The sequence below is a fragment of the Ensifer sp. M14 genome (assembly GCF_003355565.1).
Taxonomy (GTDB): domain Bacteria; phylum Pseudomonadota; class Alphaproteobacteria; order Rhizobiales; family Rhizobiaceae; genus Ensifer.
This window is the reverse complement of sequence record NZ_QJNR01000004.1, coordinates 2,517,479-2,532,609: the sequence shown is the minus strand read 5'-3', so window position 1 is coordinate 2,532,609 and position 15,131 is coordinate 2,517,479. Positions and strand designations below refer to the sequence as shown.

14 protein-coding genes are annotated in these 15,131 nt (G+C 62.6%); 6 read left to right on the top strand and 8 right to left on the bottom strand.

Going from position 1 to position 15,131, the window contains the following annotated elements; genetic code table 11:
• Positions 1-82: 82 nt before the first annotated feature.
• Together BLJAPNOD_RS12175 and BLJAPNOD_RS12170 are read left to right on the top strand one after the other, a co-directional pair.
• Positions 83-1,087, top strand: coding sequence for a GlxA family transcriptional regulator (locus BLJAPNOD_RS12175; protein ID WP_115421273.1), 1,005 nt, complete (start codon positions 83-85; stop codon positions 1,085-1,087).
• Positions 1,088-1,518: 431 nt separating this feature from the next.
• On the top strand, positions 1,519-2,118 hold the full coding sequence (locus BLJAPNOD_RS12170; protein ID WP_115419989.1) for a YdeI/OmpD-associated family protein: 600 nt from the start codon (positions 1,519-1,521) through the stop codon (positions 2,116-2,118).
• Positions 2,119-2,181: 63 nt separating this feature from the next.
• Here BLJAPNOD_RS12170 and BLJAPNOD_RS12165 read toward each other — a convergent pair whose 3' ends face one another.
• The 5 genes from BLJAPNOD_RS12165 to BLJAPNOD_RS12145 all read right to left on the bottom strand — a co-directional run bounded on the left by BLJAPNOD_RS12165 (position 2,182) and on the right by BLJAPNOD_RS12145 (position 7,761).
• A complete protein-coding gene (locus BLJAPNOD_RS12165) occupies positions 2,182-3,483 on the bottom strand; it encodes a diguanylate cyclase (RefSeq protein WP_244610933.1) in 1,302 nt (433 codons plus the stop codon).
• Between the two features lie 410 nt (positions 3,484-3,893).
• Positions 3,894-4,727 (bottom strand): response regulator, encoded by an 834-nt coding sequence (locus BLJAPNOD_RS12160; protein ID WP_077503885.1) that lies wholly within the window; start codon positions 4,725-4,727, stop codon positions 3,894-3,896.
• Positions 4,728-4,859: 132 nt separating this feature from the next.
• Positions 4,860-5,225, bottom strand: a complete 366-nt coding sequence (locus BLJAPNOD_RS12155) for a response regulator (protein ID WP_115419987.1) — start codon at positions 5,223-5,225, stop codon at positions 4,860-4,862.
• The gene (locus BLJAPNOD_RS12150; protein ID WP_115419986.1) at positions 5,218-5,922 is read right to left on the bottom strand and encodes a response regulator; all 705 of its coding nucleotides are present in this window, start codon (positions 5,920-5,922) and stop codon (positions 5,218-5,220) included. Before BLJAPNOD_RS12150 ends, BLJAPNOD_RS12155 begins: the two co-directional genes overlap by 8 nt.
• Before the next feature lie 9 nt (positions 5,923-5,931).
• The gene (locus tag BLJAPNOD_RS12145; RefSeq protein WP_115419985.1) at positions 5,932-7,761 is read right to left on the bottom strand and encodes an ATP-binding protein; all 1,830 of its coding nucleotides are present in this window, start codon (positions 7,759-7,761) and stop codon (positions 5,932-5,934) included.
• A gap of 590 nt (positions 7,762-8,351) precedes the next feature.
• Between BLJAPNOD_RS12145 and BLJAPNOD_RS12140 the strand changes: the two genes are divergently transcribed.
• Positions 8,352-9,878 carry an arylsulfatase gene (locus BLJAPNOD_RS12140; RefSeq protein WP_244611015.1) on the top strand — a complete coding sequence of 509 codons (1,527 nt, stop codon included), beginning with the start codon at positions 8,352-8,354 and terminating at the stop codon, positions 9,876-9,878.
• A gap of 150 nt (positions 9,879-10,028) precedes the next feature.
• Positions 10,029-11,438: an adenylate/guanylate cyclase domain-containing protein gene (locus BLJAPNOD_RS12135; protein ID WP_115419984.1), complete on the top strand. Its 1,410-nt coding sequence runs from the start codon at positions 10,029-10,031 to the stop codon at positions 11,436-11,438.
• Positions 11,439-11,466: 28 nt separating this feature from the next.
• Here BLJAPNOD_RS12135 and BLJAPNOD_RS12130 read toward each other — a convergent pair whose 3' ends face one another.
• The 3 genes from BLJAPNOD_RS12130 to BLJAPNOD_RS12120 form a co-directional block, all read right to left on the bottom strand.
• Complete coding sequence (locus BLJAPNOD_RS12130; RefSeq protein WP_115419983.1) at positions 11,467-11,676, bottom strand: hypothetical protein; 210 nt, start codon at positions 11,674-11,676, stop codon at positions 11,467-11,469.
• 321 nt (positions 11,677-11,997) lie between these two features.
• On the bottom strand, positions 11,998-12,639 hold the full coding sequence (locus tag BLJAPNOD_RS12125; protein WP_115419982.1) for a PQQ-binding-like beta-propeller repeat protein: 642 nt from the start codon (positions 12,637-12,639) through the stop codon (positions 11,998-12,000).
• 9 nt (positions 12,640-12,648) lie between these two features.
• Entirely contained in the window at positions 12,649-13,869 is a 1,221-nt protein-coding gene (locus BLJAPNOD_RS12120) for a helix-turn-helix domain-containing protein (RefSeq protein WP_115419981.1), read from the bottom strand.
• Between the two features lie 107 nt (positions 13,870-13,976).
• Between BLJAPNOD_RS12120 and BLJAPNOD_RS12115 the strand changes: the two genes are divergently transcribed.
• On the top strand, positions 13,977-14,252 hold the full coding sequence (locus BLJAPNOD_RS12115; protein ID WP_115419980.1) for a hypothetical protein: 276 nt from the start codon (positions 13,977-13,979) through the stop codon (positions 14,250-14,252).
• 51 nt (positions 14,253-14,303) lie between these two features.
• On the top strand, positions 14,304-15,002 hold the full coding sequence (locus BLJAPNOD_RS12110; RefSeq protein WP_115419979.1) for a thioredoxin family protein: 699 nt from the start codon (positions 14,304-14,306) through the stop codon (positions 15,000-15,002).
• Positions 15,003-15,131: the final 129 nt, after the last annotated feature.

The window sequence follows — 15,131 nt, the reverse complement described above, 5'->3', positions numbered from 1 at the left end:
CCATGTCAATGTCGCAAACAGACAAGCCGGACGGTATCTTCCAAGCGACGAATATACGCCATCGCCAAGCATGGGAAGCCTCATGAACAAGCCATTGACCAAAAAGCGTTCTATCGTCTTCTTCCTGGTTCCGAACTTTTCCATGCTGCCGTTTTCGGCCGCCATCGAAACGCTCCGCATCGCCAATCGCATGCTCGGCTACGAGGCCTATACATGGCGCCTCACGTCGACCGACGGCGAGAAGGTGCTCTCCTCGAGCGGCATCGGCCTCGAAGTCAACTCGTCTCTCGCCGACGAACGCAAGTTCCTGGGCGGCGAAAACCGTCCGTCGATGGTGCTGGTCTGTTCCGGCATCTATGTCGAGGATTTCAACAACAAGTCGGTCAATGCCTGGCTGCGCGAAGTCTACAACCGCGGCGTCGCCGTCGGCAGCCTCTGTACGGGCGCCCACGTGCTGGCGTCTGCCGGCCTGTTGACGGGCAAGCGCTGCGCCATCCACTGGGAAAACCTGCCGGGCTTCTCCGAGAATTTCCCGCAAGTCGACGTCTATGCCGACCTCTATGAGATCGACAGCAACATCTACACCTGCGCCGGCGGCACCGCCTCGCTCGACATGATGCTGAACCTGATCGACCAGGATTTCGGCGAGAACCTCGTCAACCGCGTCTGCGAACAGGCGCTGACCGACCGCGTGCGCGGGCCACACGATCGCCAGCGACTGCCGCTGCGCGCCCGTCTCGGCGTCCAGAACGCCAAGGTGCTGTCGATCATCGAGCTGATGGAAGGCAACCTTGCCGAACCGCTGTCGCTTTTGGAGATCGCCGAAGACGCCGACCTTTCGCGCCGGCAGATCGAGCGGCTGTTTCGCCAGGAGATGGGCCGCTCCCCTGCCCGCTACTATCTCGAAATCCGCCTCGACCGCGCCCGCCACCTCCTCATCCAGTCGTCGATGCCGGTCGTCGAAGTCGCCGTCGCCTGCGGTTTCGTCTCCGCGTCGCACTTCTCCAAGTGTTATCGCGAACTCTACAACCGTTCGCCGCAGCAGGAACGCGCCGACCGCAAGCTGACGCTGCAGATGGCGCGATAGGAACTGTAAGAACACACGAAAGGGCGGATCTTCCGCCCTTTTTGCTGCGAGCAAGCCGTCCCTTCTCGACCTGCCCGGCGATATGCGCCCGCCCGCTGCCAAACGTCACTCGCTCCTATGCCCATCAAAAGATCCAGCCCCAGGTCCTTGGGCTGAAATGCCCCTGACCGACGGACGCCCGGTCGCTGGATCCCCACCACAGGGGCATCCGTCCTTTGTCGCCCCCCTTGCCGCCGCTCCAACACCGCAGACCACCTGGCCCCCCGTTGTCGCCCCTCATTCCCGCTCTTCCGGAGCGCGCTCCGCTGACGTTAGCGCTTGCGCCGATCCGCATTTTTCGCTTGAACGGAAAAGGAGAGCGCGTGGCCGCGCCGCAGCCTGAACGTGCCGGCCTGCCACCGCCGCTCGAACATCCGGAGGACCTTCACCCTATGGCACCCGTGATCATCGACCCTGAGAAAGTCCGCGAATTCGAGGACAAGGAGCGCTTCTATGCCTGGCTTGGCGCCAACCATGCCAGCGAAACCGAGGTCTGGATCAAGATTCATAAAGTCAACTCGGGCCTCAAATCGATCACGCCGAAGGAAGCGATCGACGTGATCCTGTGCTGGGGCTGGATCGACGGCGTGCGCAAGGGCCTCGACGACAGGAGCTTTTTGCAGCGCTACACCCCGCGCGGCAAGAAGAGCATCTGGAGCCAGATCAACGTCGACAATGTCGCTAGGCTCATCACCGAGGGGCGCATGACCCCGCATGGGCTGAGAGAGGTCGAGGCGGCCAAGGCCGACGGCCGCTGGGACCGCGCCTATGGCAGCGGCAAGGACATGAAGATCCCCGATGACCTGCAGGCGGCGATCGACGCCGAGCCGGAGGCGATGGAAATGCTGGCGAAACTGAGCGCGCAGAACCGCTTCGCGCTCGCCTTCCGCACCCACAACATGAAGACCGAAGCCGGGCGCCGCAAGAAGATCGAGACCTTCGTCGAGATGCTGAAGCGCGGCGAAACGATTTATCCGCAGGCGCGGAAATAGCGCCGGTCGGACCGTCGGCACGCGTACCTTGGCGCACCTGCCGATGGATCCGGTTCGAGCGTGCTACGACGCCAACGCGTCGAGCAAGGCCAGTTCCGAGATCACCCGGTTTCGCCCGGCATGCTTGGCCATGTAGAGAAACTGGTCGGCGGCATGCAGATAGTTCTCGAAGGATTCGGGCGCCTCGATGGTCGCCAGCCCGATCGATACGGTGATCGACAGTTCCTCGTCATCAGCAACGATGCGTGATTTCGCCAGCTCGATGCGCAGCTTCTCGCAGAAGGCGAAGGCGCGCTGGACGTCGAAGCCATTGAAAAGAATGCCGAACTCCTCGCCGCCGAGGCGGGCGAGCAGATGTTCGTCGCCAACCAGTGTCGTCAGCCGCTTGGCCACATGCTTCAAGACGACGTCGCCAATCTCGTGGCCGTAGGTGTCGTTCAGCCGCTTGAAATGATCGATGTCGAGGATGGCGATCGCGGTCGTCTCGCCACGTCGCAGGCACTGCTCGACCAGGCGCGGGCCGGTCAGGAAGAAATGGCGGCGGTTGTAGATATCGGTCAGGTAGTCGCTCGCCGCCTGGCGCTGAAGCGTCTGCAGCCTTTTCTGGATGCCGGCGGCATAGGCGATGCGGCCGTTGAACTCGGCCTCCAGGAACGGTTTCTGGATGAAGTCCGTGCCGCCGGCTTCAAGGAAGCGCGCACCGATCCGGCGGTCGCCGCTGTCGGAAAGCGCGATCACCGGCAGCGCCCCGTCGCCCTGGCGCCGCTGCACTTCGGCAAGCAGCGCCGCACCGCTCATGTCGGACAGATCGAGATCGGTGACGACCACATCGATCGCCTCGCCCGAGTCGAGCACCTGCAGCGCGTCGGCGGCCGAAGCAACCTCGCAGACCGAAATCCGCTGCCGGCGCAGAATGCCGGCAAGCTCGTCACGTGAAGCCGTGTCGGAATCGGCCAGCAGCACGGTCGTCTTGCCATTGGTCAAAGCGCGGTCGACGGCACCGATCAGCAGATTGATCGATTCCGGCTGGTTCTTGATGACGCAATCGAGCGCGCCGCGACCGAGGATCTGGTCGCGCGTGCTGTCGTTGAACGCCGCGGTGAAGACCACGGCGGGCACGTGGTTGGCGAGGATGAAATCGAGCGCCTCGCAATTGGGCGCATCGGGAAGGTTGAGATCGAGCACGGCGAGCGAGAAGCTGTCCGGGGCTACAGCCATTTCCTGGCGTAGCGCCTCCAGCGAGGCGCAGTGCGTGACGCGGATGCCATGCACCGTCTCAAGGCCATACTTCAGCGCGGTGGCAAACATGCGGGAATCTTCGATCAACAGCATGCGCTTGTCGCTGTGCTTCTGCACAGAATTCATCCGACCTGGCGTGCGGCGCAATCTCACGTCCCTGCAAATCCCGATTTCGAGCCGCAGGCGTGCTTGCCCCAAAAAGGGCGACGCTGGCTCCCAATATACGATTATGCCCGATACGGATCGCACCAGACTTTTTCGTCTTGGCACGACCAGGCGGTACCGGGTCCCCACTTTTTATTGCGGCCGATTGAAGACGGTCCTGATTGCAATTTCGTTAATGCGGCAACCGTAAGGAGTCTTTTCTCGCGACCCGAGCAATTTTAGGGGTCGCAAGCGCAGAAAATCTGCAAACGCGCCGGCACCGATTGCCGACGAAAGAACTCCACCGCCTTCAACAGAAGGCGATGGTCAAGGAAGAGACGCGAAAGCGGGCCTCATTCAGCCGACGGATCCCGGGGCGTCCGGTCTGCGGCTTACGCCGGGACTTTTATCTTTTCGCTCAAGGTCTTGATCTTCGTCAGCGTGTCGAGGTTCTGGTTGACGCGGCAATAGAACTCCTCGTTGACGAACGGACGGACGACGAAGTCATTGCCGCCGGCCTTGAGGAAACGCGCCGACAGGAGCCGGTTGGTCGAAGACGAAACGCCGATGATGCGCAGTTGGTGCGGGCCATAGGCGCTGCGAATGCGCCGCGTCAGTTCGAAGCCATCGATATCGGGCATGTTGTAGTCGGTGATGACTAGGCCGATGTCGGGATTGTTCTTCAGGATCTCAAGCGCCACCGCACCGTTTTCCGCCGTGCTGGTGCGGAAGTTGTAGCGCTTCAGTTGCGTCGTGAGCAGCGCGCGCGCCGTCGGACTGTCATCGACAACAAGCACATGGTGCTTGTGGTTGGTGAGAAACCGGCAGACCGATTCCGCCAGCATGTCGACGGCAAAGACGCTGTCCTTGATGACATAGTCGACGATTTCCATCGCCAGGATCTTTTCGCGCGTGGATTCCTGGAAGGAGCCAGTGAAGACCACCGTCGGCACGCTCATCTCGATGAGATAGTTGAGCGCCTCGCCATTCTCGGCACCGGGCAGGTTGATGTTGGAAATGGCGAGCGAGGCCGGGAATGTCGCATTTTCGACGGCAAACTGCAGATCGTCATAATCGCGGCAGACGATGACGTCGATGTCGAACAGCTCTTTCAGCCGCTTCGAGACCATCGACGAAAACAGGTTGGAGTCCTCGGCAAGCACGATGCGGTGCTCAGCAAGGGATTCGCCGGAATAGTACATTCCGGAAACGCCGAAAAATGACATTGATCGCCTATCAGAAAGAGTGTCCCCGAAGCCATGCTAGAGGAGAAAGACTTTCCCGGCTGTTAATGAGCGACCCGTGAAACGGCGGATCGAGCGCACATCTGCGGCCAGGTCCATTCCTGCGAACCGGCCCTAGCGCAATCCTTCGATAACTGCTGAAACCGCTTCCCGCGACAAAGGCTTCTTGAGAAAGGCCGAGGCGCCGGCGTTCAGACAGCGCTCGCGCATGCGCTCATCGTCCGATCCCGTGATGATCACCGCCGGCAGGGACGTGTGGTGTGCGCGCAGCGCAGCCAGCACCTCCAGGCCGTTCATGTCAGGCATATGGAGATCGACCAGCGCACAGAGCGGCGCGTCGCGGTCGATCGCCTCCAGGAATGCCTCGCCCGATGCGAAGGCCAAAGCCCGGTAGGACAGCGAAACCACCAGACGGCAAAGCGCGCGACGAACCAGGTCGTCGTCGTCCACGATTGCAATGGCGGACTTTTCCTCACTCATCCAGCATTCTTACAGCATCGCCCGCCGCGAACGTAGTTGGACCTGGGTCCAATACGCCGGGCGCTGCTGGATTAGGGTCCACTGCGGCTGGCGGCGCATCGGCGATGAGGCGGACGAGATCGGCAACCGTTCGGACACCCATCTTCGTCATCATCCGGCCGCGGTGAACCTTGACCGTTTTTTCCACCGTACCGAGATCGGCAGCGATCTGCTTGTTGAGCTTGCCGGCAACGACGAGATCCATGACCTGGGCTTCCCGCGGCGTCAGGCCCGCCAGGCGCCGTTGCAGCGTTTCGCGCTTGCGCTCGTGGTCCTGCTCCACCCGTGTGCACGCCAGCGCCACCTCGACGGCCGCCAGCATTGCTTTGGCATCGACGGGCTTTGTCAGAAAATCGACTGCCCCGGCCTTCATCGCCTTCACGCTGGCCGGGATATCGCCGCGGCCGGTGAGAAAGATGATCGATTGTGTTCCGGCTGCCGACTTCAGCGCCTCCTGGGCGGCCAGCCCGTCAATCCCAGGAAGACCAAGATCCAGGATGCAGCAGTCGGCCGTACCGAGCTCCGTGCAGCCCAGCATGGCTTCGGCGCTCTGGAACGTCTGGACGCAATAGCCCGAAGCCAAAAGAAGACGTTTCAGCGAGCGCAGGACAAGCTCGTCGTCATCCAGCAGAAAGATGTTTCCGGCGCCCTCGTTCATTCTCCACCTCTATGCCGGGGGTAGCGTGACCACGGCCCGCGCACCATGGGTTGCGTCATCGTCAAAGGTCAGCTTTCCGCCTTGTGCCTCGATAATCGTGCGGCAGATTGCAAGTCCAAGGCCGAGCCCCGTTTTTTTCGTGGTGACGAACGGCTTGAACACTTCCGCCCGCATGGCGGGCGGAATGCCAGGCCCCGCATCGGCGACGGCCAGTTCCCGAAAGCCATCTTCGCGCTTGCGCACGCTGATTTCAACCTTTCGCTGCTTCGGCGGCATCGTCTCCATGGCGTCGGCGGCGTTCAGAAGAAGGTTGAGGATGACCTGCTGCAATTGCACCAGGTTTGCCTTCACCGATGCTTCGGACGGCCCCTCGACCACGGTCACTTCCGTTCGCCGGGCCACGAGTTCGGCATGCGCCAGCGCGACCGTCGCGCGAACCGCCTCATTGAGGTCGAGGACATCCAGCGCCGCATCGCCCTTCAGCATCATGCTGCGCAGTTGCGCAATGACGGAAGCGGCGCGTTTGTCGTCGGCGATGATGTCGTCAAAGATCTCCTTGATCTCGGTCCGGTCGCCGGTCTCGTCGATCGCCAGCCGCAGGCCTGCTTCGGCATTGGCAAGAATGGACGTGAGAGGCTGCGCCAATTCGTGGGCAAGCGCCCCGGAGAGTTCGCCGAGCTGGGAGCGGCGCGAGAGATGCGCGAGTTCGAGACGCTCGGTGGACAGGTCTTCTTCCAGCCGCCGGCTGCGTTTGTTTTGAAACAGGAGGGCGCCGATGGTCAGCGTCTGCGCCGCGATCACCGACAGGGCGAGAAGGATCGGCAGGCGGTAGCGTTCCCAGGCGGTCGGCTCGTAGTTGAGGATCTGGGTTCCCGCCGGGATCAGGTTGCGGTCGATGCCCCAGCGCCGGATTTCGCGCCAATCCACCAGATCGGCCTCCCGAGTGGGGCTCGCTTGGGGAGCCGACGTGTCGCCCTGCAACAGCTGAAGCACCAGATCCCCCATCTGGCTCCCGATCATTTGAAAGGTTCCGACATGGCCGGCCAGCACATTCGCACCGAAGTAGGAGCTGTAGACCGTGTAGACCGGCACGCTGGCAGCTTTGGCAATCGCGTCGGTCGCATCACGCGGCACGAAACGCTGCCCGTCCTTGTCCTCGAAGACGGTCAATATCATGAGGACTGCGTCAGCTGGCAGTGCGGCTGCAGCCTGCTTGAAGCCGTCGAGCGAAAGGCCGGACATGTATTCGATATCGAAACCAGCGTGGCGATCGCCAAGGGTGGCGCGGGCGTTCGCCTCCCAGCCACGGTCGAAGGCGGAGGAGCCGGACAGGACGACCGCCTTTTTCGCCTGCGGCTGGAGCTGCTTTGCCAGTTGCAGCGTCTTGCTGACGTCAAACCGGCTGACGATGCCTTTCACGTCGGCTGGAAGCGGTTGAAACGCCGATATGTCCCTGACGGCGCCGAAGACGATCGGCACGCCGCTTGCCAATCGGTCGCGCCGATCCAGAAGGAAGCGCAGCGCCCCCGGCCCGACGGCGAGGACGACATCGAGCTGCATATCCCGATACTTCGCTACCAGATCGTCCGTCAGCTGCTTGCGGCGCTCGGCGGAGGGGAAGCGGACGGTGTCGAGATGCTCGGTGTAGATTTCGATATGCCCAGGCGCGCTTGTCTCCAGTCGTTCACGCAAACCGGCAGCGATTTCGACCACCGCGATCAAGGTGCTCTCGTTTTCATAGATGACAAGAATTCGTTGCGGAGAAGCCGCAACCGCCAATGCCGGCGCAAAGACGAGCAACAGAAACGTTGCGACCACCAGTCGGCATCGAAATCTCATGCTGTTCAGGCGCCTTCTTCAATGCAGAGGAATGGTTTCAGCGTCCGGCGAACTCTCAATCAATGCGATGATGCTCTTATTGCAGCGAAACGCGAACGCCTCGGTGTCTCTTGTCCACGTGAGACACTATGGAGTTGTATTGAAAATAACTCAATTAGAATAGTGACTTCCTACCACGATTGGGCTTGGTCGTCAGTGTCCGTTGGACACCAAGGACTGTCGCGCCCGGCCGGCCGAACGGTATCGATGGGCATTTGCCTAGTTGGCCCTTGGTCCAACTATCCTTCCCCAAGAAATGCACGAAAATGTCAGTCGATATCAGGTGGCATCACAAGGCCGCCCTCACGCGGCTTTTCGCGTCTGGGATGACGGCGCGCATTTTTTCGCAACTGGCGTGATTGGGAGATGAAAACCGCGGCAAGTGCCGAGCGCCTCACCGACGTCATTCCAAGAGGAGAAGCCCAGTGAAAGACGATATTGCATCCACACCGCAGGAAGACATCGAGAGCAGTTCCGAGCAGCAGAAAAGCGGCCTCAGCCGACGCAGCGTCCTGCTCGGCGGCACGGCCCTTGCGGCAGCCGCCACCGCAATGGTTTCGACCACCGGCGTCAAGCCGGTACGCGCCCAAGCGAGCACTTCGGGATCGGCCGCCAAGCCCAACATTCTCGTGATCTGGGGCGACGACATCGGCATCTGGAACATCAGCCATAACAACCGCGGCATGATGGGTTACGAGACACCCAACATCGACCGGATCGCCAAGGAAGGCCTGGCCTTCAGCGACTACTATGGCCAGCAGAGCTGCACGGCAGGGCGCGCAGCCTTCATCGGCGGCAACGTGCCGGTGCGCACAGGCATGACCAAAGTTGGCCTGCCCGGCGCCAAGGAAGGATGGCAGAAGACCGATGTCACCATGGCGACGGTGCTGAAGAGCCAAGGCTATGCCACCGGCCAGTTTGGCAAGAACCATCAGGGCGACCGCGACGAGCACCTGCCAACACAACACGGCTTCGATGAATTCTTCGGCAATCTTTACCACCTCAACGCCGAGGAGGAACCGGAGAACCGCGACTATCCGAAGAACGAGGAATTCCGCAAAAATTTCGGCCCCCGCGGCGTCATCAAGGCTTCGGCCGACGGCAAGATCGAGGACACAGGTCCATTGACCCGCAAGCGGATGGAGACCGTCGACCAGGAAACCCTCGACGCCGCCAAGGATTTAATCAACCGTCAGAACCAGGCAAAGCAGCCATTCTTCGTGTGGTGGAACGCCACGCGCATGCATTTTCGCACACACGTCAAGGAGTCCAATACCGGCATTTCCGGACCGAGTGGCGACGAGTACCATGACGGCATGGTCGAGCACGACATGATGGTCGGAGATCTCCTGAAATTGCTCGACGATCTCGGCATCGCCGACAACACAGTCGTCATGTATTCCACCGACAACGGACCGCACTACAACACCTGGCCGGATGCCGGCACAACGCCGTTCCGCAGCGAGAAAAACTCCAACTGGGAAGGCGCTTATCGCGTTCCCGCCTTTATGCGCTGGCCCGGGCAATTCCCGGCTGGCAAGACGGTGAACGGCATCGTCGCGCACGAGGACTGGCTGCCGACCTTCGCTGCCATCGCCGGTGTACCCGATATCAAGGACAAGCTCCTAGCCGGTGTCGAGCTCAACGGCCGCAGCTACAAGAATTACATCGACGGTTACAATCAGCTCGATTATCTCACCGGCAAGACTGACCAGTCGCCGCGTCACGAGTTCTGGTATGTCAACGATGACGGCCAGGTCGTGGCCGCACGCTATGACGACTGGAAAGTCGTGTTCCTGGAGAACCGCGGTGAGGCCTTCGGCGTCTGGCGCGAGCCCTTCACCGAACTGCGCGTTCCCTTGCTCTTCCACCTGCGCCGCGATCCCTTCGAAAAGGCGCAGCACAATGCCATTGTCTACAACGACTGGTTTCTCGACCGGGCCTTTGTCATCGTGCCGATCCAGGGCCTGGCCGCCAAGTTCCTGCAGACGATGAAGGAATACCCGCCGAGCCAGAGCCCAGGTTCGTTCAACCTGACCAAGATCGAGGAAACCCTGAAGCAGAGCATGGGCAACTGATAGCGCCCTCGGGAACGCAATTTTAGCCCGGCATCTTCGATGCCGGGCTGTTGTGCGCCTTCTGATCCTCCGCCGGCTGCACCGTGCCAAGCGACGTGGCCCACGGACAATTCCCTGACCGAAAACGCCGTTTCGGTATATGATGCCGGCATGAGCGAAACCCAGGCCCTTTTCGATGTGCTTCGCCAGTCGGCGAGCCCTCCCTTCGTCGATGCCCTCGAACGGCACGTACGCGAAGCGCCCGACCGCAAGCTCGGCCGCATCAATGCGCTCGCCTTTGCCGCCGAGCACCGGCTCGACGAGGAAAAGACCATCGCCGGTTTCCTGCATGCCTCCCGCCTTGGTCTGTTCGAACTGTCGTGGAATGTGCTGTGTCCGGGCTGCGGCGGCGTGCTCGACGCCAACACGTCGCTGAAAACCGTGCAGAGCGAGGCCTATACCTGCGCGCTCTGCGCCGCCGGCTACGAGCCGACGCTGGACGAGATGATCGAGGTGACGTTCACGGTCTCTCCGCGCGTCCGTCACATCGAGGCGCACAACCCGCATGAACTGTCAGCCGGCGAATATTTCCGCCAGATCTATTGGGGTTCCGGCGTCGATCTGCCCGACGATCACTACGAGGAAATGGTCGAGGACTTCGTACTCGAGACGCTCGAATTGCCGCCCGGCGAAAAGGCCGTGATCGCGCTGCAGCTTCCGGCCGAGTTCGTCATCATCTTCGAGCCGGTGACCCATGCGGCGCAGTTTCTCGACGTCTCGGGAGAGCCGACAAAGGAAAGACGCAACCTGTCCCTGGTGTTCGACCGCACCCACCGGCACAGCGAGACCATCAGCCTGCAACCGGGGCCGTTGCGGATCCAGGTGGAAAACCATTCGGAGGTTCGCACCCTGCCAAGCGTCTGCATTGCCGGCGAAGCACTGCACGCGCTGCTCGGGCGCCGGCGCCCCTTCCTCACGGCGAAGCGGCTGCTCTCCAACCAGACCTTCCGCGACATCTACCGCACCGATACCATCGACGTCGACCAACGCCTGAAGATCACCAGCCTGACGTTTCTCTTCACCGACCTGCGCGGTTCCACCGAGCTTTACGAGCGCGTCGGCGACCTCGCCGCCTTCGACCTGGTAAAAACCCATTTCAGCGTTCTGAACGAGATCGTCGCCGCCGAGGCCGGCGCCGTGGTCAAGACCATCGGCGACGCCGTGATGGCAACCTTCCCGACCCCCGACCGCGCCATTGCGGCGGCCGTGCGGATGCGCGACGCCATGCGAAAGCTCAACGACGAACGCAGCAGCGAAGACCTGTTGCTGAAGATCGGCATCCACGAAGGGCCCTGCATTGCCGTCAGCCTCAACGAGCGACAGGACTATTTCGGCCAGACGGTCAACATCGCCTCGCGGGTGCAGCACCTCGCGACCGCCCATGAGATATTCGCCACCAGCGCGGTGCTCAAGCACCCGGCCGCCGCCGGCCTGCTGAGCGAGCGCGGCCTCAACCCGATGACCCACAACGTCACCCTGCGCGGCATCACCAACGAGATCAGCATTTTCGCCATCCCGTAGGCGCGTCCCATCGGGCAAGCCTTGAGCCTCAGTCCGACAGAAGTGCAAAGAGAAGGTCGAAAAACAGCGACGGCGCCTGTGAGACCAGCGCGCCGCTGCCATAGCCGACGACGCCCCCTGTGGCTGCCCCCATCCAACCGTTAGCCTCCCAACCCGAAAAAATCCCGATGGCGGTCGCCATCCCGACGAGGCAGACGATCCAGAGACCGTACATGACCGATTGCGACGCCCTGTCCATTCCACCTCCGCTCGCGCCTCAACCTGGTGTGGCGCCTGGGTCGTCCGCTCGCCGCTACCCACAGCGGGGAGTTCAGCGGCAGTTTTCAGCCCTGCATTGCAGATGGAAACGACGGCACGCCATTGCAAGTCGCGACGGCGAGGCTGGCGGCGCAGAGCATCATGTCGCGCTCCGGTTCGACGGATGATCGACGTGTTGGACCGCCCGGTCAGGTCCACCACCGCAAGGTGCTGGCGTCACTTGACGGCGTGGGTCGGCAGGCGCGGATTTCCACTGCGCCGTCGGCGATATCGCGACCATCGGCTGTCGGGGCCGAAAGGCTCAGGCATTCCGTCGTGGACGACGAATGGCTCTGACCTTTCCGCTTGGGCCGCCTCCACAGAAGAAGCGGTCGCCGCCATCGGCCTCAAGCCCCGAGACCCCCGTGCCAGCTGGCATGTCGAGCCGCTCCAGCACATCGCCGGTCTTCGGATCGATGCGCCTGACATCGCTGTCGTCGCCCTCCCAGGTGCCGTGCCACAGGTCGCCGTCGACCCAGGTGACGCCGGTGACGACGCGGTTGGATTCGATCGTGCGCAGGATGGCGCCGGTCTCGGGGTCGATCTGATGGATTCTTCGGCCGCGATGCTGCCCCACCCAGAGCGTGCCTTCGGCCCAGGCAAGACCGGAATCGCCGCCATTGCCCGGTGCCGGGATCGTCGACAGCACGCGGCCCGTCTTCGGATCGATCTTCTGGATGCAATCCTCGGCGATCTGGAAAAGGTGCTTCCCGTCGAAAGCGGTGCCCGCATGGGCGGCAACGGCGATGGAGCGCACCGTCTCACCGCTTTCGGGGTCGAGCGCATTCAGTCTGTCCCCGGTGGCAAACCAGACGTGGCGGCCGTCGAAGGTCACGCCATGCACCTGGTCAGCGTCGGCAAAGGGTCCGTATTCGCGCAGGATTTCGGCAGCGGTTCTTTTCATCGTTCCATCCTAATCGCTTGGTAGCGGACCGGGGAGTAACAACACTGTCGGGAAACCCGGCACCGGAGGCGTCATCCACCGGCGCGCCCGGCCTTGCCCGATCGGCTGCACCTTGCCAGCCGCGCAAAGCGCGTCAAGTGCACGCTGCACCGTACGCGCGCTCGCGCCAAGCGCAATCGCCAGCGCCGAACTCGCCCACGCCTCGCCATCGGCGAGCAAGGCCAGAACCGCGCCGTGCTGCCCTTCGGTCGGCGGCGCCAGCACTGAAACCTCGCGGTTACCGAGCGGCACAAGCGCAAAGCCGCGCGTGGTCGCCCTCACCTCCGCCACATGCCTGAGCTCGGCGCGCAGCCGCCCGATTTCGACGCGCAGTCGCGCCCGGTGCGATTCATCGGCGTGCCGCGCCCGGAAGGCGCCGGCGAGGAGCGCTTCCCTCGAAGCATCGCCGGGCCAGGCTTCGGCCAGCGTCCTTGCGAGCGCAAAAAGAACCGGGCGCGTCGCGAGCGGCACCACCCTGTCGCCTGCCTGCACCACATGGCGGCATGCATCGATGACCAGAGCGCCGGAAGCGAGCAATGCCTCGACCTCTTCGAGCAGCAGTGCCCTCTCCTTGTCACGAGCGATCAGGCGTGCGGCCGGCGTGGTGAGCGCAAGCAACGCGCCGTCGACTTCGGCGACCAATGCCGGGATGCCGGCTTCCCGCGCGACGGCGTGCGCCTGTTCCAGTGCGGCGCGCGCCAGCTTTGTCTGCAACCGCCTGATGGCGATACCGGCAACACTGAGCGCGTGGGCGGCGCGCGCGAGTGGCGGCAGCAGTGCCGGATCGAAGCCGGCAAGCGCTCGCTCGGCTTCATCGAGGCGGCCGATCAGGACCAGACGGCGAACCTGCAGATTGCGCGCGTGAGCGGCGTTGACGCGGTCGCCGTGGGTCTCGAGCGTCGCCCGTGCCGTCTCGAGCGCCTTTTCGGGCCAACCGAGGTCGCGCGAAACGAGCGCAATCTCCGCTTCGGCCACGACACAGCGCGCCCGGGCCACCGCCTCCCTGGTCCCGAACGCGCGCGCGGCACTTTTCAGCAAAGCCTTTGCACGCGGGAAATCGCCGAGCTGCGCCATCGCAATCCCGCGCAGCGCCAGCGCCGGCGCGTCGTCGCGAAGGGCCACGCGCTTCAGCGCGCCGAGCGGATCGCCCGCCGCCAGCGCCCGCGCCGCAGCCGTGATCAGCGAATCCATCGTAATCCCGTCAAACTTGTAACTCCCGCCCTCTCGGCACGCGGCGCTAACTGTACCCGGAGATCAGCAACACCCTGCAAGACCGACCAACGAATGGATAGCCGAAAATGTCGACGCACAGAACCGGAACGATTGAAGAGTGGGCAAGGGCGATCGCACTTGGCGCAGCCGGGCAGCTCTGCCTCCTGGCAAGCCCGACCTTTGCGCTCATGGCCCTTATGACCGGCATTCCGGGTGCCGGCGAGCCCGACATGCTCTGCACCACCTCGGCCTCCTCGCCGCTGACAGGAATGGCGGCGATGTACACGTTGATGAGCGCCTTTCATTTCGGGCCGTGGCTGCGGCTGATCGCCGGACGGCGAAACACCGCCCATCGGCCATGAGCCCCGTGATGCTGCCACCGGACGACTATTCCAACACCAAGGAGACCACCGATGCAGAACGAAATCGTTTCACCCGAGGCGTGGCTGAAGGCACGCCTGGACCTGCTTGCCGCCGAAAAGGAATTCTCGAGGCAACGGGAGGCGCTGACGCGCCGCCGCATGGAAATGCCGTGGGAGCGCGTGGAAAAACCCTACCGGTTCGAAGGGCCGTCCGGCACCCTGTCGCTTGCCGATCTCTTCGACGGGCGCTCTCAGCTGATCGTCTACCACTTCATGCTGGCTCCGGACTGGCAGGAAGGGTGCAAGCACTGCTCGTTCTGGGCCGATAATTTCAACGGCATCCCGGTTCATCTCAATCATCGCGACGTGACGTTCACGGCCGTTTCGCGCGCACCGCTCGCCAGGATCGAGGCCTACAGGAAGCGACTGGGCTGGAGTTTTCCCTGGGTGTCGTCCTTTGGCAGCGACTTCAACTTCGACTATCAGGCATCTCGCACGGCTGAACAGCTCGCCAAGGGCGAGGCCTTCTACAACTACAAGATCCAGCCGAGCACCGTCTCGGAACAGGTGGGCATCAGCGTATTCTACAGAAGCGACGCGAACGAGGTGTTCCATACCTATTCCTGCTACTCGCGCGGCATCGAGATGCTAAACGGCGCCTATCATTTCCTCGACCTGGTTCCCAAGGGCCGCGACGAGGACAGCTTGAACTACCCGATGGAATGGGTACGGCGCCACGACCAGTACTAAGGCAATAAGACCGGCTGCCGTGTGGCCGGCCTCCGCCTTTCGCAGCGCGCAAGGCGACGCGCTGGTCAAAGTCTTGGTCGGAACATCGACGCTGTTACGGCTCCGCTCTGAACTGCGCAAAGATGCTAT